General features: G+C 63.9%; 28 protein-coding genes. 12 read left to right on the plus strand and 16 right to left on the minus strand.

The genetic code is table 11. The annotated features are described in order from the left end of the window. Positions 1-11: 11 nt before the first annotated feature. Genes AC4NN3_RS15795 through AC4NN3_RS15805 form a run of 3 tightly spaced genes read right to left on the minus strand, consistent with a single transcriptional unit; the run spans position 12 to position 2,963 of the window. A complete protein-coding gene (locus AC4NN3_RS15795) occupies positions 12-344 on the minus strand; it encodes a DMT family transporter (protein WP_491928042.1) in 333 nt (110 codons plus the stop codon). Then, positions 341-1,642 carry a UDP-N-acetylmuramoyl-L-alanine--D-glutamate ligase gene (gene murD / locus AC4NN3_RS15800; RefSeq protein WP_491928043.1) on the minus strand — a complete coding sequence of 434 codons (1,302 nt, stop codon included), beginning with the start codon at positions 1,640-1,642 and terminating at the stop codon, positions 341-343. Before murD ends, AC4NN3_RS15795 begins: the two co-directional genes overlap by 4 nt. Further along, positions 1,632-2,963 (minus strand): MurL-like N-terminal domain-containing, encoded by a 1,332-nt coding sequence (locus AC4NN3_RS15805; protein WP_491928044.1) that lies wholly within the window; start codon positions 2,961-2,963, stop codon positions 1,632-1,634. The genes murD and AC4NN3_RS15805 overlap by 11 nt, the downstream gene beginning before the upstream one ends. A 145-nt stretch (positions 2,964-3,108) precedes the next feature. Between AC4NN3_RS15805 and AC4NN3_RS15810 the strand changes: the two genes are divergently transcribed. After that, on the plus strand, positions 3,109-3,537 hold the full coding sequence (locus AC4NN3_RS15810; RefSeq protein WP_491928045.1) for a YciI family protein: 429 nt from the start codon (positions 3,109-3,111) through the stop codon (positions 3,535-3,537). Positions 3,538-3,651: 114 nt separating this feature from the next. Here AC4NN3_RS15810 and AC4NN3_RS15815 read toward each other — a convergent pair whose 3' ends face one another. Continuing rightward, entirely contained in the window at positions 3,652-4,542 is an 891-nt protein-coding gene (locus AC4NN3_RS15815; protein ID WP_491928046.1) for a metallophosphoesterase family protein, read from the minus strand. 66 nt (positions 4,543-4,608) lie between these two features. Between AC4NN3_RS15815 and AC4NN3_RS15820 the strand changes: the two genes are divergently transcribed. After that, entirely contained in the window at positions 4,609-5,130 is a 522-nt protein-coding gene (locus AC4NN3_RS15820) for an NUDIX domain-containing protein (protein ID WP_491928047.1), read from the plus strand. 12 nt (positions 5,131-5,142) lie between these two features. Here AC4NN3_RS15820 and AC4NN3_RS15825 read toward each other — a convergent pair whose 3' ends face one another. Beyond that, on the minus strand, positions 5,143-6,102 hold the full coding sequence (locus AC4NN3_RS15825) for a glutathione S-transferase family protein (protein WP_491928048.1): 960 nt from the start codon (positions 6,100-6,102) through the stop codon (positions 5,143-5,145). A 417-nt stretch (positions 6,103-6,519) separates the two neighbouring features. Between AC4NN3_RS15825 and AC4NN3_RS15830 the strand changes: the two genes are divergently transcribed. From AC4NN3_RS15830 to AC4NN3_RS15840, 3 genes are all read left to right on the plus strand, one after another. Then, the gene (locus AC4NN3_RS15830; RefSeq protein WP_491928049.1) at positions 6,520-7,011 is read left to right on the plus strand and encodes a GNAT family N-acetyltransferase; all 492 of its coding nucleotides are present in this window, start codon (positions 6,520-6,522) and stop codon (positions 7,009-7,011) included. A gap of 108 nt (positions 7,012-7,119) precedes the next feature. Beyond that, positions 7,120-7,746 (plus strand): CoA pyrophosphatase, encoded by a 627-nt coding sequence (locus AC4NN3_RS15835; protein WP_491928050.1) that lies wholly within the window; start codon positions 7,120-7,122, stop codon positions 7,744-7,746. Then, a complete protein-coding gene (locus AC4NN3_RS15840; protein WP_491928051.1) occupies positions 7,743-8,918 on the plus strand; it encodes a CCA tRNA nucleotidyltransferase in 1,176 nt (391 codons plus the stop codon). Before AC4NN3_RS15835 ends, AC4NN3_RS15840 begins: the two co-directional genes overlap by 4 nt. On the opposite strand, the gene AC4NN3_RS15845 is transcribed toward AC4NN3_RS15840, so the two are convergent. After that, on the minus strand, positions 8,915-9,112 hold the full coding sequence (locus AC4NN3_RS15845) for a DUF1059 domain-containing protein (protein WP_491928052.1): 198 nt from the start codon (positions 9,110-9,112) through the stop codon (positions 8,915-8,917). The two genes, AC4NN3_RS15840 and AC4NN3_RS15845, sit on opposite strands and share 4 nt — an antisense overlap. A gap of 160 nt (positions 9,113-9,272) precedes the next feature. Between AC4NN3_RS15845 and AC4NN3_RS15850 the strand changes: the two genes are divergently transcribed. Further along, positions 9,273-9,836, plus strand: coding sequence for a DUF2062 domain-containing protein (locus AC4NN3_RS15850; protein WP_491928053.1), 564 nt, complete (start codon positions 9,273-9,275; stop codon positions 9,834-9,836). On the opposite strand, the gene AC4NN3_RS15855 is transcribed toward AC4NN3_RS15850, so the two are convergent. The 3 genes from AC4NN3_RS15855 to AC4NN3_RS15865 are packed head-to-tail and all read right to left on the minus strand — an operon-like array spanning position 9,818 to position 12,321. Further along, entirely contained in the window at positions 9,818-10,942 is a 1,125-nt protein-coding gene (locus AC4NN3_RS15855; protein WP_491928054.1) for an AAA family ATPase, read from the minus strand. The two genes, AC4NN3_RS15850 and AC4NN3_RS15855, sit on opposite strands and share 19 nt — an antisense overlap. Positions 10,943-10,957: 15 nt before the next feature. Beyond that, positions 10,958-11,854, minus strand: a complete 897-nt coding sequence (gene hemF, locus AC4NN3_RS15860) for an oxygen-dependent coproporphyrinogen oxidase (protein ID WP_491928055.1) — start codon at positions 11,852-11,854, stop codon at positions 10,958-10,960. Then, the gene (locus AC4NN3_RS15865; protein ID WP_491928056.1) at positions 11,851-12,321 is read right to left on the minus strand and encodes a tRNA (cytidine(34)-2'-O)-methyltransferase; all 471 of its coding nucleotides are present in this window, start codon (positions 12,319-12,321) and stop codon (positions 11,851-11,853) included. The genes hemF and AC4NN3_RS15865 overlap by 4 nt, the downstream gene beginning before the upstream one ends. A 230-nt stretch (positions 12,322-12,551) precedes the next feature. Between AC4NN3_RS15865 and petA the strand changes: the two genes are divergently transcribed. The 5 genes from petA to AC4NN3_RS15890 all read left to right on the plus strand — a co-directional run bounded on the left by petA (position 12,552) and on the right by AC4NN3_RS15890 (position 16,181). Then, entirely contained in the window at positions 12,552-13,076 is a 525-nt protein-coding gene (gene petA / locus AC4NN3_RS15870) for a ubiquinol-cytochrome c reductase iron-sulfur subunit (protein ID WP_491928057.1), read from the plus strand. Positions 13,077-13,090: 14 nt separating this feature from the next. Further along, positions 13,091-14,341, plus strand: coding sequence for a cytochrome b (locus AC4NN3_RS15875; RefSeq protein ID WP_491928058.1), 1,251 nt, complete (start codon positions 13,091-13,093; stop codon positions 14,339-14,341). A gap of 16 nt (positions 14,342-14,357) precedes the next feature. Next, positions 14,358-15,203, plus strand: coding sequence for a cytochrome c1 (locus AC4NN3_RS15880; protein ID WP_491928059.1), 846 nt, complete (start codon positions 14,358-14,360; stop codon positions 15,201-15,203). A gap of 225 nt (positions 15,204-15,428) precedes the next feature. Further along, positions 15,429-15,623, plus strand: coding sequence for a hypothetical protein (locus AC4NN3_RS15885; RefSeq protein ID WP_491928060.1), 195 nt, complete (start codon positions 15,429-15,431; stop codon positions 15,621-15,623). 24 nt (positions 15,624-15,647) lie between these two features. After that, positions 15,648-16,181 (plus strand): adenine phosphoribosyltransferase, encoded by a 534-nt coding sequence (locus AC4NN3_RS15890; RefSeq protein ID WP_491928061.1) that lies wholly within the window; start codon positions 15,648-15,650, stop codon positions 16,179-16,181. Between the two features lie 27 nt (positions 16,182-16,208). On the opposite strand, the gene AC4NN3_RS15895 is transcribed toward AC4NN3_RS15890, so the two are convergent. The 6 genes from AC4NN3_RS15895 to AC4NN3_RS15920 form a co-directional block, all read right to left on the minus strand. After that, on the minus strand, positions 16,209-16,610 hold the full coding sequence (locus AC4NN3_RS15895) for a GFA family protein (RefSeq protein WP_491928062.1): 402 nt from the start codon (positions 16,608-16,610) through the stop codon (positions 16,209-16,211). Between the two features lie 141 nt (positions 16,611-16,751). Beyond that, positions 16,752-17,771 (minus strand): TerC family protein, encoded by a 1,020-nt coding sequence (locus tag AC4NN3_RS15900; protein WP_491928063.1) that lies wholly within the window; start codon positions 17,769-17,771, stop codon positions 16,752-16,754. Between the two features lie 158 nt (positions 17,772-17,929). Then, positions 17,930-18,274, minus strand: coding sequence for a hypothetical protein (locus tag AC4NN3_RS15905; protein ID WP_491928064.1), 345 nt, complete (start codon positions 18,272-18,274; stop codon positions 17,930-17,932). Between the two features lie 31 nt (positions 18,275-18,305). Beyond that, the gene (locus AC4NN3_RS15910) at positions 18,306-18,863 is read right to left on the minus strand and encodes a MaoC family dehydratase (RefSeq protein WP_491928065.1); all 558 of its coding nucleotides are present in this window, start codon (positions 18,861-18,863) and stop codon (positions 18,306-18,308) included. Beyond that, complete coding sequence (locus tag AC4NN3_RS15915) at positions 18,860-19,339, minus strand: MaoC family dehydratase (RefSeq protein ID WP_491928066.1); 480 nt, start codon at positions 19,337-19,339, stop codon at positions 18,860-18,862. The genes AC4NN3_RS15910 and AC4NN3_RS15915 overlap by 4 nt, the downstream gene beginning before the upstream one ends. A gap of 62 nt (positions 19,340-19,401) precedes the next feature. Next, on the minus strand, positions 19,402-20,274 hold the full coding sequence (locus tag AC4NN3_RS15920; protein ID WP_491928067.1) for an AraC family transcriptional regulator: 873 nt from the start codon (positions 20,272-20,274) through the stop codon (positions 19,402-19,404). A 104-nt stretch (positions 20,275-20,378) separates the two neighbouring features. On the opposite strand from AC4NN3_RS15920, the gene AC4NN3_RS15925 reads away from it, so the two are divergent. Continuing rightward, entirely contained in the window at positions 20,379-21,833 is a 1,455-nt protein-coding gene (locus AC4NN3_RS15925) for an alpha-glucosidase/alpha-galactosidase (protein WP_491928068.1), read from the plus strand. Positions 21,834-21,968: 135 nt separating this feature from the next. On the opposite strand, the gene AC4NN3_RS15930 is transcribed toward AC4NN3_RS15925, so the two are convergent. Continuing rightward, the gene (locus AC4NN3_RS15930; protein WP_491928069.1) at positions 21,969-23,336 is read right to left on the minus strand and encodes an alpha-glucosidase/alpha-galactosidase; all 1,368 of its coding nucleotides are present in this window, start codon (positions 23,334-23,336) and stop codon (positions 21,969-21,971) included. Positions 23,337-23,338 lie beyond the last annotated feature (2 nt).

The raw sequence follows: 23,338 nt of genomic DNA on the forward strand, positions 1-23,338 counted from the left end.
CGCCGTCCGGACTAATGCGCCGAAGATTGTGAAAACAGATTGATCACCAGCACCCCGGCCAGGATCAGGCCCATGCCGATCAGCGCGGGCAGGTCGAGGGTCTGGCCGTGGACAAAAAAGGCGATGGTGGCAATCAGCACGATGCCGACGCCCGACCAGATGGCGTAGCCTATGCCCACCGGAATGGTCTGCAGGGCCAGGGAGAAAAAGTAGAAGGTGATGCCATAGCCCACCACCACCACGGCGGTGGGCCAGAGGGCGGTAAAGCCGTTGGAGGCGCGCAGGAACGAGGTGGCAACGACCTCGCCGGCAATGGCGATGGCGAGGTAGAGGGCGCCGCTCATGCAGAGGCGGGTCCGAACAGTGTCCTGGCCAGCTCGACGAAGCGCTGGCCACGCTCCTCGAAATTCTTGAACTGGTTGTAGGAGGGCGCGCCCGGGGAGAGGATGACCACGTCGAAGGCGTCACGCTGGGTATGAAGCGCCTGCATGGCGGCTTCGAGATCGGGTGGCGTGAGGACGGTTATCCCCGGCGCCACGCTCTGGGTGGCGGTTGCGAGGCGGGCGCCGGTGACGGGCAGGCAGGCCAGTGTGGTCACGCCATGGCCGACCAGCAGACCCGCCAGTTCGGTATAGTCCTGCTCGCGTTCATGGCCGCCGGCGATCAGCGCCAGGCGCTGGCCCGGATAGGACGACAGGGCCGCCTTCGTGGCCTCCGGCGTGGTGGCAATTGAATCGTCGACAAACAGCTTGTCGCCGAAGCGGTGCTCTTCGAGCCGATGCGGCAGGGGGGTAAACGCCTTGATGCCCGCAACGACGCCCTCCAGGGTGCCGCCTGCGGCCAGGGCGATCTGCGCCGCCAGCAGGGCATTGTCGAGATTGTGGGCGCCCTTGAGGCGCGAGCGGGCAACGGCGGCCGTCACCGCCGCGCTTTCCTCGGCGGTGAGGTCGCGCAGCAGGCGGCGATGATCGCGCGTCGCCTTGGCCACCAGGGCATTGCCCTTCGCCCCGGCCCCCAGGGCAACCGGATAGCCGCCGTCGCGATCGATCAGGCGCAGCTTGTCGGCATAGTAGCGCTCCACGGTGCGATGCCAGTCGACATGCTCGGGATAGAGATTGGTGATGGCGGCAATGTCGGGCAGAAAGTTCATGTCGGCGGTCTGGTAGCTCGAGAGCTCGAAGACCACCACGGCATGCCTGTCGGCGATATCAAGCGGCGGCACGCCGACATTGCCGGCCAAGCCCGCATCAATGCCCGACCGGGTCAGCATCAGGTGGACCAGGGTGGCGGTGGTGGATTTGCCCTTGGTACCGGTGATGGCGATCACGGTGCACTTGTCGCTGAAGACATGGCCCCACAGGTTGAGATTGGAGGTGACGGCGATGCCGGCGTCGCGGGCAATGTCAAATACCGGCTTGTAGCGCGACACGCCGGGGCTCTTGATGATGTGGCCGAAGCGGTGGATGCGGATGGCGTCCTTGATGTCCTCGGGGGCCATGAAGGCCGTATCGTCGAGATCGGGGCTGCCGCTGTCGACGGTTACAAAGACCTTGAGGTCGGGCTGCTGCGCCTTGAGAAAGGCACGGGTGGACTGCGCTTCGCGGCCGGTGCCGTAAATGAGGACGGGTTCTTCAAACAGCATAGGCGGACACCTTGGCGGCGAGGGCAGGGGGAATGTGGTGATCGTGGCTGTCGGTCAGGCACTCGGCCATGGCCGCCTGCAGGCGCGGTTCGCCATAATGACTCAGCAGGTCGGCCTTGACAGCACGGACCACGGCGGCCTCGTGCCAGTCGGCGTGACGGGTCAGGGTATACAGGCAGGCAGCGGCCTCGAGGATTTCCCCGACGCATTCCCAGGGCTTCTGCCCAGCCAGCCCCGCCAGTTCGCGGAACGATGCCTCATGGGCGGGATTGTCGAGCAGGTCCCTGCCGAAAATGGCCAGCAGGCGATCCTTGGCCATGAAGGGGGCAAAGATCAGGAAGACGAAATGGCACTTCGGGCACTCGCCGCACCACAGCGCCCCGTCATTGCCGGTCAGCCGGAAATTGCGGTTGCAGCTGGAGAACACCTTATCGAAGCGGGTCTCGTGGGTGAACAGCGAGGCGATGCGGGCTTCCGAATAGGGGCGGAGCAGGGAGAAGTATTTCAGCGTGCCGCCGGTGGCATCGCCCAGGATGGCGGCGATCAGCAGTTCAAAGCCGAGCGACTTGGAATATTGGTGATTGGTCTCGCGCCCGTCGAACTCGACATTGCCCTCGCTGGCCGAGCGCTCGTTGGACAGCACGATCTGGCTATAGCCAAAGAGCAGGGCGCAGAGCGCGGCGATCATCGAGTTGATGGCGGTGGAGGGCACATGGCCGTTGAAAAAGCCGGGCTGGGTACCGAGCCGGATCATTTCGGGGTCCAGCGTGCGGGTGACATAGACAGGCGGCGTGCCGATCGTGGCCACCGAGGTCAGGATGGGACCCTTGGGATTGACGGCAAAGGGCGTGAAATCAACACCAGTGTGGAGGAGCAGGTCGACGCTGACCAGGGAATCCTTGCCGCCGCCAATGGGCAGCAGCGTGCGGTCGGGCAGGGTGATGGCAGGCTGGCGGTCAGCGGCGTCCTGCGGAGCGATGATGGAGAGCTTGCCGAAGCGCTGCAGCTTGTTGCGGGCATAGAATTCGCCCAGTCCGTTTTCATAGACGTCGATGACAAAGGCGCGTTCGGCGGCGTTGAGCGGGATCTGCGGCGCCGCGATCACATGGGGGGCCCGCAGCTTGAAATAGCTCACCCCCAGCACGATGGCGGTCAGGTCGAGCAGCTTGATGAAGTTCGGACTGGTGGCGGATCCAGGCAAGGCGCCTGCCGGGAAATCAAGGGTTTCCTCGAAATGCAGCCCGTCCAGATCATACATGAAGCGGGCCTGGCCCGTGTCCGGATCGTAGGTGGGGCGCTCAATCAGAAATTGGTCGGTCAACAGGTTTCCTCGCGGCTTGGTCCACATATAGGTGATTTGCGGCGCGGGCGGGAGGGGGACTGGCAGATGCGGCCTGTCTGACTTGCGGCCCGCTATTCGTCGTGACGGTATTGGGGGCCAATGCCCCGCAACAAGGAGAAATGCGATGCGTGTCATGGTTCTGGTCAAGGCCACCGAAGACAGCGAAGCCGGCGTCATGCCGCCGTCCGAACTGCTCGAGGCCATGGGCCGGTATAATGAGGAACTGGTCGATGCCGGCATCCTGCTGGCCGGCGACGGTCTCAAGCCCAGCGGCCAGGGCAAGCGGGTGGCCTTTGATGGTGCCAGCCGCACGGTGATTGACGGGCCCTTTGCCGAGACCAAGGAACTGGTCGCTGGCTACTGGGTCTGGGAGGTGCGCGACATGGACCATGCCCTGGAATGGGTCAAACGCTGCCCCAATCCGATGCTGGGGCCCAGCGAGATCGAGATCCGCCCCTTCTACGAACTGGCTGATTTCGCCGCGATCATGACGCCGGAGGCCGAAGCGATCCACAACCGGGTGGCGGAGAAGGAAAAGCAGCGTCAGGGCTGAGTTGCCAGGGGGATTGAAGAGCGGGGTTGTGGGTCGCCTTGGGCCATTCGGCCTTAGGCTCATGGCCTGCTTCGCTCAAAGCGCGCCACTGGCGCGATTTGCCCTGCGGGACGCTCAGCAGATCCGCATCTGCAGGCGCATGACGATCTCGCTGCCCAGGCGCTGGTAGCCATATTCGCGCATGGTGCAGGTCCAGCCATCGCCGGCGCGCTCGATGCGGAAGAGGTTGTAGCGGGCCGGGTCGTCCAGCGTGCCGCCCTGGGCCGCGCTGGCGGCGGCGACGCCGACCACCGGAACCTCATGCTTGTTGCCGGGAATGGAGTGGATCGAGGAGCGGTGGGTATGGCCGTGCAGGATCAGCTCGGCGCCATGCTCGGCGATCACCTCGCGGAACAGCTTGTGTCCCTTGAGGCCGAAGGAGGGGTGCTGCAGCTCGGGATTGGGCGGGTGATGGATCAGCACGGTGCGGAAGTAGTCCGCTTCGCCCATGACCTTGAGGATGCGGCCGAGTCGCTCGGCCTGCTCAAGGTCAAAGCGGCCGATGGCCAGGAAGGGGCGGGTCGGCACGGCGCTTGAACAGGAAATGACCGCCAGTTCGCCGATGCGGCGGACAAATGGGAAGGCGCCCGCATCGAGCGTTTCACCCTTGAGATACTCACCCCAGCGCTGCTGCGCGGATTCCAGCGTGCCGGCGACATAGGCGTCGTGATTGCCGGGGCAGACGGCGATCCTGTCGGCCGGGCCGAGGGCTTCCAGCCAGTTGCCTGCCCGCTCGATCTCCATGGGCAGCGCCAGGTTGACCAGATCGCCGGTGACGGCGGTGAAGTCGGCGTTCTGGGCCTGCAGATGGGCCACCAGGCTCGCCAGCGTCTCGCTGTTGAGCTCATCGTGGCGCCGCAGTTTCCAGTTCAGATAGCCGGTGAGGCGTTTTCCCAGCAGGTCCCGCCATCCGATGGCGGGCATGGGAGACAGGTGGATGTCGGAGATGTGCGCGAGATTGATCATTGCTGGCGTAATGCCAGAAGCCAGCCGCCAAGAAAATGCTCAATCGCCCCCGGCGGCGATTTTGTGGTGATCAAGTTCCTGCTACCGGTGGGCGTAAAGGAGTTCCAGACCATGCAGATGAATCGCTTCCAGCGGGTGCGCACCCGGGTATTTCTGCTGCTCAAGGGCACCTGGCAGCGCATGACGGTGGGGGCGCGGGTGATGCTGGTGGATGGCGACAAGGTTCTCCTCATCCGCCACACCTATGTGCCCGGCTGGCAGTTTCCCGGCGGCGGCGTCAGCCCGGGCGAAACCATCGAGGCGGCGGCGCGGCGCGAGGTGCTTGAGGAGACCGGCTATCGGGTCACCGGCGCCATGGCGCTGTTCGGGCTCTATCACAATACCAGCACGGTCACCGATCGCGACCATGTCGCCTTCTATATCGCCACCCGGTTCGAGCAGGGCTTTGCCTTCAAGCCCAATCACGAAATTGCCGAGGCCGGCTGGTTCGACCGCAGGGCCCTGCCGGAAAAGGTCACCCCGGCCACGTCGCAGCGCATTGACGAATATTTCGATCAGGCGCCGCGGCGTGACATCTGGGGCTATTGAGGCGCTGCCGCCCTAGCTGAGGAAAGGGAGCTCGGGCCCGATCGGGATGATCCGGCTCGGATTGATAGTGGGGTGGCTCCAGTAATAGTGCGTGCGGATATGGTCGAGATCGACGGTTTCCTTGATGCCCGGCACCTCGTAGAGCGCCTTGAGGTAGTGCGAGAGATTGGGATAGTCGGCGATGCGCCGGCGGTTGCACTTGAAGTGGCCGACATAGACGGCGTCAAAGCGCACCAGGGTGGTGAACAGGCGCCAGTCGGCCTCGGTGACGGTGTCGCCGGTCAGGTAGGCGGTCTGGCCGAGCAGGTCCTCGACCCAGTCCAGCGCGGTGAACAGCGTGCCCACGGCCTCGTCATAGGCGCTCTGGGCGGTGGCGAAGCCGGCCTTGTAGACGCCGTTGTTGATCTCGTCATAGACGCGGGCATTGACCGGATCGATGGTGTCGCGCAGGGCCTGCGGGTAATAGTCGTCGCTATTGCCGGTCAACTCGTTGAAGGCCGCGTTGAACATGCGGATGATTTCCGAGCTCTCGTTGGAAACGATGGTGCCGGTCTGCTTGTCCCAGAGGACAGGAACAGTCACGCGACCGGAAAAGTCTGGCACCGCGTGGGTATAAAGCTGCCACAGCAGTTCCTTGCCGAACAGCGCGTCGCCGGTTGAGCCGGTGCTGGTATCGAAGCTCCAGCCGGTTTCGTCGGGCATTTTCGGCGAAACGACCGAGACATCGATCAGCGCCTCGAGGTCCTTGAGCTTGCGGAAGATCAGCGTGCGGTGGGCCCAGGGACAGGCCAGCGATACATAGAGGTGATAGCGGCCCGCTTCGGCCTTGAAGCCGCCGGTGCCCGAGGGGCCGGGGCTGCCGTCGGCGGTGACCCAGTTGCGGAAGCCCGCCTGGCTGCGCTCGAACTTGCCGCCGGTCTTTTTGGTGTCATACCACTGGGTGGACCATTGTCCGTCGATCAGTTGACCCATGGGTGCAGCCTTTCCGTCATGTTGCCGACGTATTGCCGGCGTGAACTTCCGGCCGTCGCTTGCGTTGACTGACACATAGGCCATTGGGGCGGACCCGATAAGACAGCAGCGGCGTAACGAAGCGTTGTGCATATTGAACACAGACGCGCCAGGGGCGCCGGTTTTGCAGGATCAACTGATGAGTTTTTGTTTACGTCCGGCCCCTGTGGTGCTAATGCGGAATCTCGGCGTGGAGGCGCCCAGGATGGCGAAGGTTTTGCTGGTAATTCGACGACCCTGAGTGGTCTTTTGAAGCGGCGCCCATTGGGCGCCGGGTTGGTGTTACCCGTCTTTTCCTGGATTGTTGATATGTCCTCTGTCTCTGCGCCTCCGGCTGCGGCCGCTGTTGCTTCCCCTCCTGCTGCCCGGACCGTTACCGTGCGCCCGGCCACGCGGGCCGGGGACGATGAATTCATCGACGACCTGCAGGCCATCGCCTTTGGCCCGGGCCGGTTTGCCCGCACCGCCTTCCGCATCCGCGAGCGGTTCCCCATCGACATGAGCCTCAGCCTCATCGCCGAGGTCGACGGCACGCCCTGCGGCTCGGTATGGATGACGCCGATCTCGATTGGTGGCATCAATGGCTACATGCTGGGTCCACTGGCCACCCATCCCGATTTCCGCAAGCTGGGCGCTGGCAAGATGCTGGCCCGGGAAGTCACGGCGCGGGCCCTGGCCAGGGGCGAAGGCCAGTTCGTCATGCTGGTGGGTGACCGCGACTACTACTGCCCGCTGGGCTGGGAGCCGACCACGCCGGGCAATATCGAATTTCCCGGCCCGGTCGATCCGACGCGCGTGCTGCTGCTGGCCGAGGACAAGAGTCTTGCCACCACGCTGGCCGGCCCGATTGAGGCCTACATCGAAGATTGATTGCGGCCGCTGGACTGGTTCCCGGGCCGTCTCCTGCGCTGAACGCGGTTTACCCGCTGCGGTCGCCTGCACTAAGCTGGCGACCCCGACGCAAATTCTGGTGTTTGCTTGCCCCCCGACGACCCCTTCATCAACCGCCTCACCGCCCGCCTGCTGCCGGTGCCGCCTGCTTTGCCGGCGGCCGAAACGCTGACGCCGGACTGGGCGCCGTCGCGTCCCTTCGAGCGGCCGCCTGTCCCGGCGGCGGTGCTGATCGCACTGGTGCGCCGCCCGGAAGGCTTTACCGTGCTCTATACCGAGCGCTCTCCCGACCTGCGGGCGCATTCGGGACAGGTGGCCTTTCCCGGGGGCAAGGTCGATGCTCAGGACAGTGATGTTGCCGCCGCCGCGCTGCGGGAAGCGTTCGAGGAAGTAGGCATGCTGGCCAGCGAGGTGGAGGTGGTGGGGTTCATGCCGACCTATTTTACCGGCACCAATTACCTGATCACCCCGGTCGTGGCGATCGTGGCACCGAGCGGGCCCTTCGTGCCCAATCCGGGCGAGGTGCATTCGGTGTTCGAGGTGCCGCTGCGGCGCATCCTGCAGATCGAGAGCTATGGCGAGTTCCGCATCAAGCGGGACGGCAAGGAACACCGGACCTGGCAGATCGACCATGATGGCCATCGTATCTGGGGCATCACCGCCAATATCACGCGGCAGTTCCGCGATCTGGCGACCGGCGAGGCAGCCTCATGAGCACCGAGTCGCTGAAATCGGCTGAATGGCTGGTGCGACCGGAGACGCAGGCGATCCTGGCCGCGCTCGATGGCGCGCAGGGCCGGACCCGGGCCGTCGGCGGCGTGGTTCGCGACACTCTGCTGGCGCGGCAGCGCGTCAATCCCGACATCGACCTGGCCACCGAACTGCTGCCCGAGGACGTGATGGCGCGAGCGAAAGCCGCGGGGATTGCCTTCTATCCTACAGGCATCGACCATGGCACGGTGACGCTCAAACTGGGGGAGACGCTGGCCGAGGTCACGACGCTGCGGCGGGACATCGAGACCAATGGGCGTCATGCCGTCGTCGCCTTCGGTACCGATTGGCGCGAGGATGCCAGCCGGCGCGACTTTACCCTCAATGCGCTCTATTGCGGGCCGGATGGCACCCTGTTCGACCCGCTGGACGGGCTTGAGGATGCGCTGGCCGGGCGGGTACGCTTCATCGGCGATGCGACGCAGCGGATCAATGAGGACGGCTTGCGGGTCTATCGCTTCTTCCGCTTCTCGGCCAGTCACGGGGGCCAGCAGTTTGATCCGGACGGGCTGGCGGCGTGTGCCGCGGCCGTCTCCCGGCTGGGGCATCTGTCGCGCGAGCGGGTGGGCCAGGAAATCACCCGCATGCTGGCGCTGCCCAAGGTAGCGATGAGCCTGCTGATGATGGCCGAGCTGGGCCTGCTGCAATTCGACGATGCGGCGGCCCGGGCTCTGGTGGCCTACGAGGCCCTGGGCGGGCAGTCGGCGGCGACGCGGCTGGCCCTGCTGGCCGGTGACGCGCTGGAAACGGCGCAGGAGAGCTGGCGGCTGTCCAAAGAGATGGTGGGTAAGGCGCGCGACATTGGCCGCGCTGCGGCACTGCTGAGGGACGACCACGTCGGGGAAGCCGCCTATCGGCATGGCGAAAGTGCGGTGGAAGGCCTGGCGCTGGTGGCGGCGCGTGAGCAATGGGGGCAAGCGCGGCTGGCTGAAACCGCCCGCGCTTTGGCGGGGCTGGTCGTGCCGGACTTTCCGGTCAGCGGGCGCGACCTTGCCGGCCTCGGCATGAAGCCGGGGCCACAGTTGGGCAAGGAACTGGCCCGCCTGGAGCGGGCCTGGATCGACAGCGGCTTTGCGCTCGGCAAGCCGGCACTGCTGACCCTGGTCCAGCTCTAGTGCGGCTTGGCGGGCGCCGCGTCGGTATCGACAATGCGCTCCTTGATGCGCTCGATCATGTCAGGGCGGATTTCGGTCTCGCCATGCAGGTTGCGCAGGTTTTCGACCGCCTTGCGCACCACCTCAGCCTCGCTGTCGGCCTCGGCGTGCCAGGTGGCGCCCGGGATCAGTGTGCCTGATTCAAATCGCTTCATGCCATCCTCCTGGGTTCGACATGTCGAACAATGCCTGGCGGCGCGCATGAGTTCCGCTGGTTCGCCTCGATCACGGCAGTTTTTCTGTTCGGCGGGCTGGATTGCCTGTAGGGTACGGCGGTGAAACCAGGGGTGTACGCCGGGCATGCGGGCAGGCTTGTTGAACAAAATTCGGGATGCCGTGTGGCCGCGCATGGGCTTGCGACGCTATGGCCGCTATCTGCAGACGCGCGTGATGCGGCTTTCGGCCAGCCCGCATGCCATCGCAGCCGGCGTGGCGTCGGGGGCAGCGGTGTCGATGCTGCCGCTGATCGGGCTGCACTTCCTTCTCGGCTTCGTGCTGGCCTTCGCGGTGCGCGGCAATATGCTCGCCGCCGCCATCGGCACGGTATGGGGCAATCCGCTGAGCTTTCCGTTGTTCTTTGCGGCATCTTATGCCGTCGGCGACTGGCTGACGGGCGGGGGAGGGGTCAGTGTCACCGAGGGGGCGCGGGTGGAAGCCACCGGCGAACAGCTCAGCCAGGGTCTGTTCTCGAGCGGCTTTGACGCGGTCTGGCCGACCTTCAAGACCATGATGATCGGCGGCCTGCCGCTGGCCGTGCTGGTCTTTGCTGTTTTCTATGTCGTGGTGCGTCTGGTGGTCACCCGGTTCCGGGCGCTGCGGCAATCCCGGCTGGCGCGCAAGCGCGGCCTCGCCAATCCGGTTCAGTCGTCGACGAACTGACCGATCTGGCTGAGCCCTTCCAGCCAGGTGCCGCCGTGCTGGCGGATGACCTGGCGGGGAAGGATGCCCGTCTCTTCGGTCAGCGCATCGGCCAGGGTCTGCGAATGGGTGACCACCCAGACCTGGGTGCGCTGCGCCGCCTTGGCAATGATGCGGGCCAAAGCCGGCAGCAGTTCGGGATGCAGGCTGTTTTCGGGTTCGTTGAGCGCGATCAGCGGTGGCAAGCGATAGGAGAGCAGCGCCCCCATCAGCGCCAGGAACTGCAGCGTGCCGTCAGAGAGCTCATTGGCGGCGAATTCCCGTTTCGGCATATCGGCAAAGCGCATGGCAAAGCTGGCGAAGTGTTCGGGCGGCGGCACGACCAGCTGGGCGCCCGGAAAGGCATGATCGACGGCCTCGTCGAGATCGACGCTGTCCTGGCGGATGTGGCGCAGGGTCGCCAGTACCGCGGCCAGATTGGCGCCATTGGCATCGAGCGTCGGGGCCGTGACGGCGCGGGACGGCAGGCGCAGCGGGGAGTCCGCATCGGTCCGGAACCCGTGGTAGAAGCGCCAGGCCGCAATCGCCTCGCGCACCCGATCGATTTCGGGAATGCCGCGCAGCCCTGACAGGGCCGTCTCGCTGGAAAGCAGCACCGCATCGGCCTGCATGCGTTTGCCCTCCTGGTTCCGTACCCAGATCGCCGGCCCCTTGCGCTCCATCAGTGCCACCGGGCGCCGCCCGGCAAGGGTCAGGCTCTCCTGCTTGATCATGGCCTCCAAGGGAAAGGCTGCATCGACCTTGGTGGGGAAGCCGGGCTCGATTTCATAGCTGACGGGCAGGCCATCGCCATGGCCGTCAGCCAGTTCCAGGCCAATGCGCAGGGTCATCCGAGCCGGCTCATGGCTGCGGCGCTCGCCGGCCCAGATGACCGATGCCAGCCCGCCCTCCCGCGCGATATCCTGGGCAAAGTCGCCGGTCGCGGCAGCGCGTACCAGTTCGAGCGCTCGATAGAGGTTGGTCTTGCCCACACCATTGGCACCGACCAGAACCGAAAGCTGGCGGACGGGAAAGCTGATGGCGCGGACCGAGCGATAGCCGGTGATCTGGATATCGGTCAGCCCCATCGCCTGCTCCTCAGCTCACGGCCAGCGGACTTCGGGCGGCATGGAGGAGAGAATGGCCTGCACATTGCCACCGGTCTTGAGGCCGAAAGTGGTGCCGCGGTCGTAAAGCAGGTTGAACTCGACATAGCGGCCGCGCCGGACCAGCTGTTCATGCCGGTCGGCCTCGGTCCAGGGGGTTGTCATGTTGCGCCGGACCAATTGGGGATAGATGCCCAGAAACGCCTCGCCCACGGCCTGGGTGAAGGCGAAATCGGCGTCCCAATCACCGCTATTGTGGTGATCGTAAAAAATGCCGCCGGTACCGCGCGGTTCGTTGCGGTGGGGCAGAAAGAAGTACTCGTCGCACCACGCCTTGTAGCGGTCATAATCGACGCCGGGGCGGTCGATGCAGGCGGCGCGCATGGCGGCGTGGAAGTCCAGGGTATCGACGTCGTCCTGGCTGCGGCGGCGGTCGAGCACCGGGGTCAGGTCGGCGCCGCCGCCAAACCACTGCTTGCCGGTAACGATCATGCGCGTGTTCATGTGCACGGCCGGAACATGCGGATTGGCTGGATGGACGATCAGCGAAATGCCGGCGCTCCAGAACTGGGCGCCCGCCTCGGTGCCGGGCATCTGCTTGGCGAAGTCGGCGGAAAACTCGCCATGCACGGCCGAGATATGCACGCCGGCCTTCTCGAAGACGCGGCCATGCAGCATGCTCATTTCGCCGCCGCCGCCGGCCTCGCGCTGCCAGGGCGTGCGCTCGAACCGGCCCGCGGGCAGCTCGGCATTGGGACCGGCAAGCTCGGCCTCGATGACCTCGAACTGGGCGCATATGCTGTCGCGCAGGGTGCGGAACCAGAGCTGGGCGGTGGCCTTTTTGGCGTCTATGTCGATGGGAAGTGTCATGGTGGTGGAGATTTGACCCGTCATTGCAGTGCTGTAAACCCGTCCGTCTGTCTTTTTGCCTCGCCTAGGATAAGCGTCGCGGCCAAAGCGACATTGATCGAGCGCAAGCCCGGGCGCATCGGGATGCGCAAAGCGAGGTCGGCGGCAGCCGCAACGGCGTCGGGCACGCCGGCGCTTTCGCGACCGACCATGATGATGTCCTGCGGTGAAAAGACGGCCTCATAGGCCGAGGTCTGGCTTTTGGTGGTCAACAGCACCAGGCGCCGCCCCTCCTCGCGCCGCCAGGCGTCGAACCGGGTCCAGCTGTCGTGTTCGCGCACGGCGGCATGATCGACATAATCGAGCCCCGCGCGCGCAAGCGTCTTGGCGGAAAAGGCAAAGCCGGTGGGGTGGATGATGTGGATGGTGGTATCGAGGCAGGCGCAGAGGCGGATCAGCGTGCCGGTATTGTTGGCGATGTCGGGCTGATAGAGCGCTAGGTGGACCGGCATGAGGCTATCCCGCGGCTTGAGGCTGTCAGGCCCGCCAAAGCGGGGCTTTGCCGGGTATAGTGTCGCAGTTGAGTGCTGTCACGGTGCGGATCACTGGACAAGCGGATGGGACAGTGCAAAAAGACCGCAACTGACGGGCCGCTTGAGGGCGGTCGGCTACCGATTCCGTTCATGGAAATCGGGTGTGCCGCTGCCGGCCGCGTCTGATGTGATAGTACGGGGAACGGACCTTGGCCACGGAAGCTCAACATTCAACGACACGACGGGATTTTCTGTTCGTGGCAACTGGCGCCGTGGCTGGCGTCGGCGCTGCGGCCACGGTGTGGCCGCTGATCAACCAGATGAACCCCGATGCCTCGACCCTGGCGGTCGCCAGCATCGAGTTCAACCTGAATGGCATCGAGCCCGGCCAGTCGGTAACCATCCTGTGGCGCGGCCTGCCGGTATTCATCCGCAACCGTACGCCCGAGGAAGTCGCGGCCGCCCAGGCCGTGCCCCTGTCCGACCTCAAGGATCCGCAGGCCGACACCGAGCGCACCAAGGAAGGCCATGAGAACTGGCTGGTGATGATTGCCAACTGCACCCATCTGGGGTGCATCCCCACCGGTGAATCGGGTGAATTCGATGGCTGGTTCTGCCCATGCCACGGGTCGCAGTTCGATACCGCCGGCCGTATCCGCAAGGGTCCCGCACCGACCAACCTGGTCGTTCCGCCATATGAATTCATCAGCGATTCGCTGATCCAGATCGGTTAGTGGGGGCTACCGCAATGTCAGAACATTCCACCTACACTCCCGGCTCGGGCATCGAGAAATGGCTCGATGAGCGGCTGCCCATCATCCGGTTCTCCAAAGAACACCTGATGGACTTCCCGACGCCCAAAAACCTCAACTATTTCTGGACCTTCGGGGCCATCCTTGTGATGTGCCTGGGCATCCAGATCGTCACCGGCATCATCCTGGCGATGCACTATACGCCCCATGTGTCGATGGCATTCGACTCGGTCGAGCACATCCGCCGCGACGTCAATGGCGGCCGCATGATCCAGGCGTTCCACGCCGTGGGCGCTTCGATGTTCTTTGCTGCCGTCTATATCCACATCTTCCGCGGCATGTATTTCGGCTCCTACAAGGCGCCCCGCGAGATCCTGTGGATTCTGGGCGTGCTGATCTTCGTGCTGATGATGGCGACGGCTTTCATGGGCTATGTGCTGCCCTGGGGCCAGATGTCCGGCTGGGCTGCCACCGTGATCACCAATATCTTTGCGGCCATTCCGGTCGTCGGTACGCCGCTGCTTGAGCTGCTGCGTGGCGGTTTCTCGGTGGGCAATCCAACGCTCAACCGGTTCTTCTCGCTGCACTACCTGCTGCCCTTCGTCATCGCTGCCGTGGTGGCCCTGCATATCTGGGCCCTGCACGTGCCGGGCAACAACAACCCGACCGGCGTCGACGTCAAGGACAGCCGCGATACCTTGCCCTTCCATCCGTACTACACGATGAAGGACGCCTTTGGCATGGTGGTGTTCCTGATCCCGTTTGTCTGGTTCGCGTTCTTTGCGCCCGACATCCTGGGTCATCCGGACAATTACATCGAGTTCAACAGCCAGGTGACGCCAGCCCACATCGTGCCCGAATGGTATTTCCTGCCGTTCTACGCGATCCTGCGCGCCATCGACTTCAACCTGCTCTTCATCGACTCCAAGCTGCTGGGCGTGATCTTCTTCGGCGGTTCGATCGTCATCCTGTTCCTGCTGCCTTGGCTGGATACATCCAAGGTGCGCTCGGGCAATTTTCGCCCGATGTTCAAGTGGTTCTACTGGCTGTTCGTGGTGAACTTCATTGCCCTGACCTATCTGGGTGCCCAGCCGGCCGATGCCATCGGCGTGCTGTTCTCCAAGATCTGCACCGCCTATTACTTCATCCACTTCATCGTCATCCTGCCCGTGCTCAGCCGCATCGAGAAGCCTCGGCCCCTGCCGACCAGCATCTCGGAGAGCGTGCTCGCCAAGTCGCACGCGTAAGAGAGGGGCAGGAACCATGTTCAACACCAAGACCATCCTGGCCACCCTGGCCGTTCTGGCCGGCCTTTCGGGGCTCAGTGCCGCGCAGGCGGCCGAGGACGCCGTGCATGTCGAAAAGCAGAGCTGGAGCTTTGCCGGCATTTTCGGCACCTATGACGAGAACCAGCTGCAGCGTGGCTTCCAGGTGTTCCGGGAAGTCTGCTCAAGCTGCCACGGTGCGCGGCTGATCGCCTTCCGCAACCTGTCCGAAGAAGGTGGCCCGTCCTTCTCGGAGGCGCAGGTCAAGGCGCTGGCTGCCGAGTATGAAGTTGCCGATGCCACCGCTGATGGCGGCGTGCGGCCAGCCGTTGCTGCCGACCGCTGGCCTTCGCCTTTCGCCACCGAGCAGGACGCCCGTGATGCCAATGGCGGCGCGCTGCCGCCTGACTTCTCGGTGCTGGCCAAGGCCCGTGGCGTGCACGATGCCTTCCCGTTCTGGATGTTCAACTACTTCACCGGCTATTCCGAGGGCGGGCCGGATTATATCCACGCCCTGCTGAGCGGCTATGAGGAAGACGCACCCGAAGGGTTCGAGCTGCCGGAAGGCAAGTACTACAACCATGTGTTCCCCGGTCATGCCATCGGCATGGCGCCGCCGCTGGCGGATGGGCAGGTCACCTATACCGTGGAAGAAGGCCAGACGGCCGTACCGGAAACGCTGGAACAGTATTCCACCGACGTTTCGGCCTTCATGATGTGGATGGCTGAGCCGCACCTGGCCGGCCGCAAGCAGACCGGCTTTGTCGTGCTGCTGTTCCTGATCATCTTTGCCGGCCTGATGTATGGCACCAAGCGCAAGATCTGGGCTGGCATCGAGCACTAGTCGCCGGCCGCTGCGCGGCGAAAACGCGCCAGTGGCGCGTTTTCAGGCGACTAGGCCTGGAGAGCTACGCTCGACAGGATACCGACCGGTCATACCGACCCATCAAATCAAAGGGCTCCGTTGCGGAGCCCTTTTCGTTACCATCACGCCGATTTCAGGCCCTTGCCATTTGGGCGGCGCGCCGCAATATTGAGCCTGCGCAAATCACCTGCCGAGGGAGCCCTGATGTCCGCCATTCGTCTTGCCGCGACCGTCGTTGGCGCTGCCGTCACCCTGTCGCGCAACCCGGTCGTCCGGGCCGGCATCCTGGCCGTGGCCAGCAATCCCAGGGCGCGCGAAGTGGCGGTCAATGTGACCCGTTCGGCAGCCTACAATGCGGGCGTCGTCGCCCGGCATCTGGTAGGCCGCCGGCTCCCCTGATTTTTCCCGCTTCCCAGGATATCCATGTCGCTCGATCTCAAGGCTCTCGTGCGCACGATTCCGGACTACCCCAAAAAGGGGATCCTGTTTCGTGACATCACCACGCTGATCGAGCACCCCGAGGGGTTCAAGCAGAGCGTCGAGGACATTGCCAGCCGCTATCGCGGGCAGGGCATCACGCATGTGGCCGGCATCGAGGCGCGCGGCTTCATCTTCGGGGCAGGCGTGGCCATAGCGCTGGGCGTCGGCTTCATTCCGGTGCGCAAGAAGGGCAAGCTGCCCGGTGAGACCATCGGGCAGAACTACGCGCTCGAATATGGCGTGGACACCATCGAGATCCATGCCGACGTCCTCGATGCGCGTCATGTCGTGCTGCTGGTCGATGACCTGATCGCCACCGGGGGTACGGCCATCGCCGCCGTGGGCCTGTTGCGGCGCACCGGGGCGCGGGTGCATGGCGCTGCCTTCGTGATCGATCTGCCGGCTCTGGGCGGGGCCGAGAAGCTCGCGGCGCAGGGCGTCGACGTCAGCGCCTTGATGGAATTCGACGGCCACTAAGGCCCGTCGCAACGCCGGAGCGAGGCGCTACCAGTTGTGGCGTCCGTCCAGCTGTTCCACCGTCACCCTTGACCAGTCGAGATCGTCCACCAGAAGCAGGTTGAGCCCGAACTTGCGCTGGGTCGGTGTGCCGCCACCGGCGCCGTCCCTGGGCGTGCCATCGGCATTGTAGAGGCTTGCCCAGTCGGGGCTGTCGCCCCAGGTCTGCATGCCGCAATTGCCGCAGAAATAATGCTGGTGGATGTCGGGCGCGGTCGAGTAGCTGCGCTCATCGCTGCGCGACAGGAAGGTGAGCTCCCCCGGCGCGTAATAGGCCCAGACGGCGCCGGTGCGCGCGCAATAGGTGCAGTTGCAACTGGCTGCCTCGGCGGGGTGGCGGGGCAGTTCGATCTTGGTGGCACCGCAGTGGCAGGTGGCGATCAGGGTCATGGCAGCGCTCCTCAGTTGCCCCAGCCTGGCGCCGCCCGATGACAGACCGTGTCAGGAGCGCTTGCGCTGCCTGTCATATCCACAAAAGAAGCGGGCGGACGCCGGTGACCGGTCGTCCGCCCGCCTTCAAAGGAGCCTTGGTCAGGGCTTGAGCTGACCGGTCTCGGGTTCGTCCACAGCGCTGATGTCAGGCTCGTTGCGGGTCTTCCACAGCGAGAAGATGACGCCGCCACCCAGGATGGAGAGGGTAACGATCAGCGAGAGCAGGGTGTCGATGTGATAGCCCAGCGGCACCAGGAAGATCTTGATGCCGACCAGGACCAGAATGATGGCCAGCGAGGTCTGCAGGTAGCGGAAGCGGTTCATGGCAGCAGCCAGCGCAAAGTAGAGCGCCCGCAGACCCAGGATGGCGAAAATGTTGGAGGTGTAGACGATGAAGGTATCCTGCGTCACGGCGAACACCGCCGGCACCGAGTCCACGGCAAAGATCAGGTCGACGACTTCCACCATGATCAAGGCCACGGCCAGCGGGGTCAGCCAGACGACCAGCTTGCCGGATTTGGGATCAGGCTGGCGGACAGTGAAGTCATGGCCATGCAGCTTGTCGGTGATGCGGAAGTGCTTGCGCAGGAACTTGAAGGCGAAATTGGATTCGATGTCCGGCTTTTCGTCCTGGTGCTTGAACATGCGGAACCCGGTAAACACCAGGAAGGCGCCGAATATGAACAGGATCCAGCTGAACTGGTAGACCAGGGCAGCACCCAGGCCGATCAGGATGGCGCGCAGGAACACCACGCCCAGAATGCCCCAGAACAGCACTCGATGCTGATAGAGCCGGGGAATGGCAAGGAAGCCGAAAATGGTGGCGATGACGAACATGTTGTCCATCGCCAGCGATTGCTCGATCAGGTAGGCGGTGTAGAATTCGAGCCCGGCCTCAGCCCCGCGCTGCCACCAGACCCAGCCGCCAAAGGCCATGGCGATGGTGACGTAGAAGCCATAGAGCTTGAGGCTTTCGGCAGCGCCGATCTCGCGTTCATCCTTGTGCAGGATGCCGAGATCGAAAACCAGCAAGGCGATGACGATGGTGACGAAGGCCACCCAGAAGTATACGGGCGTACCCAGAAATTCACCCGTCAGGGCAGCAAATAGCGAATCCATCGCCGGACCATCTCCATGTTCGTTTGGAGTGGCTCCGACATCACGAAAGCGTCAATGCTTTCGCCAGAGGGGCCCGGCGCCACCTTGGTTAGATATAGCGCCGCGCAAGCAGTTCAAGCCCTGCGGCAGAAAAAATCTTTCAGCAGGGATGAGGGGTGTCAGCGTGGCGTGCAGAGCATGACGATGGCATCGGCGGTTTCCAGCTGAAGGGCCGCCACGTAGGTGGGGTCGGCGATGACCCGTCCGGCGACGATGCTGCGCGCCGTCATCAGGCCGCCGTCATTGAAGGCAACGCCATCCTCGTAGCCGGTAATGGTGCCTGTGCCGGATGCGGCGTCACCCAGCGTGGTCGAGGCAAAGCCATAGACGTTGCCATAGATGGTCAGGATGCCGGCCTTGGCGCTGGTCGTGTCGCGGCAGCCCCAGTTGCCCTCAAAGCTTTGGGCGAAAGCCGACGTGGCAGACAGGGCGGTGACGGCAGCAATGAGGGCGATTCGGTGCATGGTGACACAGTGCCGGTCCGTCGCCGCGCTTTCAAGCGCGGCGTTTGAGAAGCGGTCCCAATATCGGCAGTTTGACCACCGCCTGCAGCACGCGCAGCTTGAACGGCATGGTGTAGTCGCGCAGCTTGGAAAAGCCGACCAGATCGGCGCGATAGACTACTTCGCCGCGCTGGTTGAGCGCGGTCAGCCGGTTGAACAACAGGCCCCAGCCGGGAATGGAGTTCGAGGCCCGCTTGTCGGTGACGACCAGCTCGTAGCTCACGGTATCGCCGGGGCGGACGGGGACCTTGAAGTCCATGGCATTGACGCCGGGAGAGGGGCCGGAGACGCCGGGTTCGAGGCCCATGGCGCGCAGGCGCTCTTCCTCGGCAAACAGGGTATCGACCATCAGCCGATGGCCGACACTGACGGTGTGCCAGCCGCTGGCCACCAGGCCGCCGAAGTGGCTGTGCTTGGCCGCTTCGGCATCGAGGTGGAAATATTGCGGGTCGTAGAGCGTGGCGAAGCGCACGATCTCGTCGGCGTCAAAGGTGTGGCTGCCGAGGGGATAGACCTCGCCCAGGACGATATCCTCGAACCAGCGTGTCATGCCGAGGCTCCCGGGTTGCGCGTGTCGACCAGATTGGCCAGGCGCATGGTCAGTACCGGCGCGCCCTTCTGGTTGCGCACGTCGAAGTCGAGCGTGACAATGCCCCATTGCGGGTGGCCGGTGGAGCGGCGCAGGTCGACAATGGTGACCGTGCCGCCAATGGTATCATCGACCATCACCGGGTTCTTCCATTTGAGGTCGGAAAAGCCGAGCCCGCCGGCCGAGGCAATCTTGCTGAGGAAGGCGTCGACCAGCAGGCGCAGGCTGAGTGCCCCGGTCTGCCAGCCGCTCGAAGCGAGACCGCCAAGCAGGCTGGCCTTGGCCGCCGCCTCGTCGAGGTGAAAGGGGAAGGGATCGAATTCGGTGGCAAAGGCAATGATCATCGCCTTGGTCACCCGGGTCTGGCCCAGGGTGATGACTTCGCCGACGGCGAGATCCTCAAAATGGCGGCGGTCATGCGTGACAGGATTGGTCATGGGGTTGCCCTATACGTCAACCGAGGTTTTGCCCCTTTTGCTAACCCAAGGCAAGCCGGTTGTCAGGTGCCTCCACCCATCCGCTGGCTGGCGCGGAATTCCAGGGGCGCCATGCCGCGCTTGCGGCGGAAGGCCTTGGCCAGATAGTTGGCATCGGCAAAGCCCGTAGCCCGGGCGATATCGCTCACGCTCATGTCGGTGGCCAGCAGCAGCCGCTCGATGCGTTCGATGCGGCGGGCCAGCACATAGGCTGAGGGGGCCTGGCCGGTGGCCTGGGTAAACTGGCGCACGAAATGGGCGCGGCTCATGTCGGCGATCATGGCCAGCCGCTCGACCTGCAGAGGCCAGACCAGATTGGCCTCGATATGGGTCATGACGCGGGTGATGGAAGGGGGCAAAGCTGGTCTGGTCGCGGCCCCGGCGGAGAAGACCCCGTCATGCAGTGCCGCCATGGCCGCGTAACTGGCGGCCGAGGCCTCGCCGGGCGTGATGTCGCTGCGCGCGATCAGCGTCAGGCAGGCATCGGCAAGCCGGTCTACTACCGGCGGGGCGAGGGTCGATACCGGTCCGGCGACATCAATGATCTCGCGCGCCAGCCGCAGCGCCTCGCGGCCATTGAGCACCATCCAGAAATATTCCCAGTGCTGGCCGCGTTCCAGCCAGTAGCGATGGGCGTGGGGCAAGCTCAGCACCATGGTCTGGCCCGGCGTCAGCCGGTACTGCGTACCGGCGAAGTCCAGCCGCCCCTCGCCCACCAGCGTATGCTGGATCACCAGAAACGGCGCATCACCCCGCTGCAGGCCATCCCAGGAATAGACCTCATTGACGCGCTGTTCATAGCCGGCGCTCACCGCCATGCAGTGCAGGGGCACTGCACTCTTGGGCAGCGCCAGGCCGCGCACCTTGTGGCCGTGATTGAGGAGTTGTCTGAGCACAAAATTACCCGCGATCGCACAAGCTTTCTCTACCATTCATGTGGCGGCAGCGGCTAGCAATATGACAACATATTCCTGCAATCAGTCGCACTGGATCGAATGCTATGTCATTCAAAGTTACTATTATTGGCGCCGGTTCGATCGGCTTTACCAAGACGCTGATCTCGGACCTGCTCAAGGTGCCGGAATTCGTCGGCTGCGAGTTCGCGCTGACCGATATCAACCCGGCCAACCTGGACATGGTCAAACAGGTGATCGAGACCATCGTCTCGGTCAACAAGCTGCCGGCCAGGGTCACCGCCACCACCGACCGCCGCGCCGCGATCACCGGCGCGCGCTACATCATGAGCTGTGTGCGGGTGGGCGGGCTCGAAGCCTTCGCCACCGATATCTCGATTCCACTGCGCTATGGCGTCGACCAGTGCGTGGGCGATACGATCTGCGCCGGCGGCATTCTCTATGGCCAGCGCAACATCCCGGTGATCCTGGATTTCTGCAAGGATATCAAGGAAGTGGCAGAGCCCGGCGCGCTGTTTCTCAACTATGCCAACCCCATGGCGATGAATACCTGGGCGGCCGAGATGTATGGCGGCGTCAATGTCGTCGGCCTGTGCCATGGCGTGCAGCACGGCGCCCATCAGATCGCCAATGTGTTGGGCGTGACCGATGAAGAGCTCGAATATGTCTGCGCCGGCATCAATCACCAGACCTGGTATATCGAGATCCGTGCCAAGGGACGGAAGATCGAAGCGGACGAGCTGATCGCCGGCTTCGAGGCGCATCCGGTCTATTCCCGGCAGGAGAAGGTACGCATCGACGTGCTGAAGAGGTTCGGCGTCTATTCCACCGAGTCCAACGGGCATCTGAGCGAGTATCTGCCCTGGTACCGCAAGCGGCCCGAGGAGATCGGCCGCTGGATCGACATGAGCGACTGGATCCATGGCGAAACCGGCGGCTATCTGCGCTACTCGACCGAACGGCGCAACTGGTTCGAAACCGACTTCCCGATGTTCAAGGAACAGGCCAACAAGCCGCTGAGCGAGCACAAGCGGACCAGCGAACATGCCAGCCATATCATCGAGGCGATGGAGACCGGTCGGGTCTATCGCGGCCATTTCAACCGCAGAAACAATGGCATCATCACCAATCTGCCCGACGATGCGATCATCGAAAGCCCCGGCTTTGTCGACCGTTTCGGCATCAACATGATCGAGGGCATCACCCTGCCGACCGCCTGCGCCGCCACCTGTTCGGTCTCGGTCTCGGTGCAGCGGCTCTCGGTGGAAGCGGCCATGACGGGCAATATCGATACGCTCAAGCTGGCGGTGCTGCACGACCCGCTGGTGGGCGCGATCTGCACGCCCGATGAGGTCTGGGCCATGGTCGACGAGATGGTGGTCGCCCAGGCGCAATGGCTGCCGCAATATGCCGATGCGGTTCCAGCGGCCCGGGCGCGCATGGACAAGTCGACGGTCAAGACGCGAGACTGGGACGGCGCTGCCCGCAAAAAGGTGCGCTCGGTCGAAGAACTGCGCGAAGTGGTGGGCGGGCACCACTAAATTGTTTCAGAGATGTCCTCCCGGACAGGGCGCCCTTCGGGGCGCCCATTTTTTTTTGGCCGCGGTCTGGCATATGCCGAAAGAGGGTCCGGCCCCGCAGCAGACCGCCGCGAGGCCGGTTCTCGTGGGAGAAGGTCAGGCCACGCGCTGCTTGCGCGGGCCCTGGGTCCAGCCGGGCAGCATGCTGCCATGGGCTTCGATCAGGTCGTCGACGACGTTCCAGATCTGCTCGAGATCGAGTTCGGCGGCGGTGTGCGGGTCCATCATGGCGGCGTGATAGATGTGCGCGCGGTTTTCTTCCATCATGGCGCGGACGGTCAGTTCCTGCACATTGATATTGGTGCGCATCAGCGCCGTCAGCTGGGGTGGCAGTTCGCCGATAAAAGTGGGCTGGATGCCGTTGTCGTCGACGAGGCACGGCACTTCGACGGCCGCATTGTTGGGCAGGCTGGTGATGACACCATTATTGCGCAAGTTGCCGTAGATGACCGAAGGTTCGCCGGTCCAGACCGAGTTGACGATGGATGAGGCATATTCCTTACTCTGCTTGACCTCGATGCGGTCGGCCTTCTTGTAGTCCTCGGAGGTCCTCTTCCAGTTGGCGATCTGCTCGACGCAGCGCTTGGGATATTCGTCGAGCGGAATGCCGAACTTCTCGATCAGGTCCTCGCGACCCTCCTTGATGAAATAGGGGGTGTATTCGGCGAAGTGCTCGCTGCTTTCGGTGACGAAGTATCCCAGGCGCTTGAGCATTTCGTAGCGCACCTTGTTGGGGCAGCGCGGATTCCAGGTCGGCTTGGGCGCGCGGCCTTCGTCATAGGCGCGATGGAGCTCGGGATAGAGGTCCTTGTATGAGCCATCCGCCTGGCGATGCTCAAACTTGAGGTAGAAGGCCATGTGGTTGATGCCGGCCGAGCGATAGCGGATGTCCTCATAGGGAATGTCGAGGTCATGGGCCAGTTCCATCGCCGTCCCCTGCACCGAGTGGCAGAGGCCCACCTGCTTGATGGTGGGGTATTTTTCCGAGATGGCCCAGGTGTTGATGGCCATCGGGTTGACATATTGCAGCATGATCGCGTCGGGTGCGACGGCCAGCATGTCATCGCAGATGCTCCATAGATGCGGCACGGTGCGCAGGCCGCGCATGATGCCGCCAACGCCCAGCGTATCGGCAATGGTCTGGCGCAGGTTGTATTTTTTGGGAATGTCGAAGTCGATCACTGTCGAGGGCTCGTAGCCGCCGATCTGGAAGCAGACGACGACGAAATTGGTGCCATCGAGTGCCTGGCGCTGGCTGGAAAAGGTCTCGACCTTGGCCGAAACGCCCAGCGTGGCGATCAGCTTTTTGGCGATGATCTCGCTCTCTTCGAGCCGGGTGGGGTTGATGTCCATCAGCCGGATCGTGGCGCCTGCCAAAGCGGGGCGCTGCAGGATATCGCCGACGATATTCTTCATGAACACGGCCGAGCCGGCGCCGATGAAAGTGATTTTGGGATTTGCCATAA

Source organism: Devosia sp. MDV22-iso42 (assembly GCF_058629155.1).

Bases quoted from the DNA above. Each gene is read 5' to 3' on its own strand.
- AC4NN3_RS15885 (WP_491928060.1), top strand. From the start codon at position 15,429: ATGTCCGCCATTCGTCTTGCCGCGACCGTCGTTGGCGCTGCCGTCACC.
- AC4NN3_RS15895 (WP_491928062.1), bottom strand. From the start codon at position 16,610: ATGACCCTGATCGCCACCTGCCACTGCGGTGCCACCAAGATCGAACTG.
- AC4NN3_RS15900 (WP_491928063.1), bottom strand. From the start codon at position 17,771: ATGGATTCGCTATTTGCTGCCCTGACGGGTGAATTTCTGGGTACGCCC.
- AC4NN3_RS15925 (WP_491928068.1), top strand. From the start codon at position 20,379: ATGTCATTCAAAGTTACTATTATTGGCGCCGGTTCGATCGGCTTTACC.
- AC4NN3_RS15815 (WP_491928046.1), bottom strand. From the start codon at position 4,542: ATGATCAATCTCGCGCACATCTCCGACATCCACCTGTCTCCCATGCCC.
- AC4NN3_RS15890 (WP_491928061.1), top strand. From the start codon at position 15,648: ATGTCGCTCGATCTCAAGGCTCTCGTGCGCACGATTCCGGACTACCCC.
- AC4NN3_RS15845 (WP_491928052.1), bottom strand. From the start codon at position 9,112: ATGAAGCGATTTGAATCAGGCACACTGATCCCGGGCGCCACCTGGCAC.
- AC4NN3_RS15840 (WP_491928051.1), top strand. From the start codon at position 7,743: ATGAGCACCGAGTCGCTGAAATCGGCTGAATGGCTGGTGCGACCGGAG.
- AC4NN3_RS15825 (WP_491928048.1), bottom strand. From the start codon at position 6,102: ATGGGTCAACTGATCGACGGACAATGGTCCACCCAGTGGTATGACACC.
- AC4NN3_RS15865 (WP_491928056.1), bottom strand. From the start codon at position 12,321: ATGCCGGTCCACCTAGCGCTCTATCAGCCCGACATCGCCAACAATACC.
- AC4NN3_RS15795 (WP_491928042.1), bottom strand. From the start codon at position 344: ATGAGCGGCGCCCTCTACCTCGCCATCGCCATTGCCGGCGAGGTCGTT.
- AC4NN3_RS15910 (WP_491928065.1), bottom strand. From the start codon at position 18,863: ATGACACGCTGGTTCGAGGATATCGTCCTGGGCGAGGTCTATCCCCTC.
- AC4NN3_RS15905 (WP_491928064.1), bottom strand. From the start codon at position 18,274: ATGCACCGAATCGCCCTCATTGCTGCCGTCACCGCCCTGTCTGCCACG.
- murD (WP_491928043.1), bottom strand. From the start codon at position 1,642: ATGCTGTTTGAAGAACCCGTCCTCATTTACGGCACCGGCCGCGAAGCG.
- hemF (WP_491928055.1), bottom strand. From the start codon at position 11,854: ATGACGGGTCAAATCTCCACCACCATGACACTTCCCATCGACATAGAC.
- AC4NN3_RS15855 (WP_491928054.1), bottom strand. From the start codon at position 10,942: ATGGGGCTGACCGATATCCAGATCACCGGCTATCGCTCGGTCCGCGCC.
- AC4NN3_RS15875 (WP_491928058.1), top strand. From the start codon at position 13,091: ATGTCAGAACATTCCACCTACACTCCCGGCTCGGGCATCGAGAAATGG.
- AC4NN3_RS15915 (WP_491928066.1), bottom strand. From the start codon at position 19,339: ATGACCAATCCTGTCACGCATGACCGCCGCCATTTTGAGGATCTCGCC.
- AC4NN3_RS15810 (WP_491928045.1), top strand. From the start codon at position 3,109: ATGCGTGTCATGGTTCTGGTCAAGGCCACCGAAGACAGCGAAGCCGGC.
- AC4NN3_RS15930 (WP_491928069.1), bottom strand. From the start codon at position 23,336: ATGGCAAATCCCAAAATCACTTTCATCGGCGCCGGCTCGGCCGTGTTC.
- AC4NN3_RS15880 (WP_491928059.1), top strand. From the start codon at position 14,358: ATGTTCAACACCAAGACCATCCTGGCCACCCTGGCCGTTCTGGCCGGC.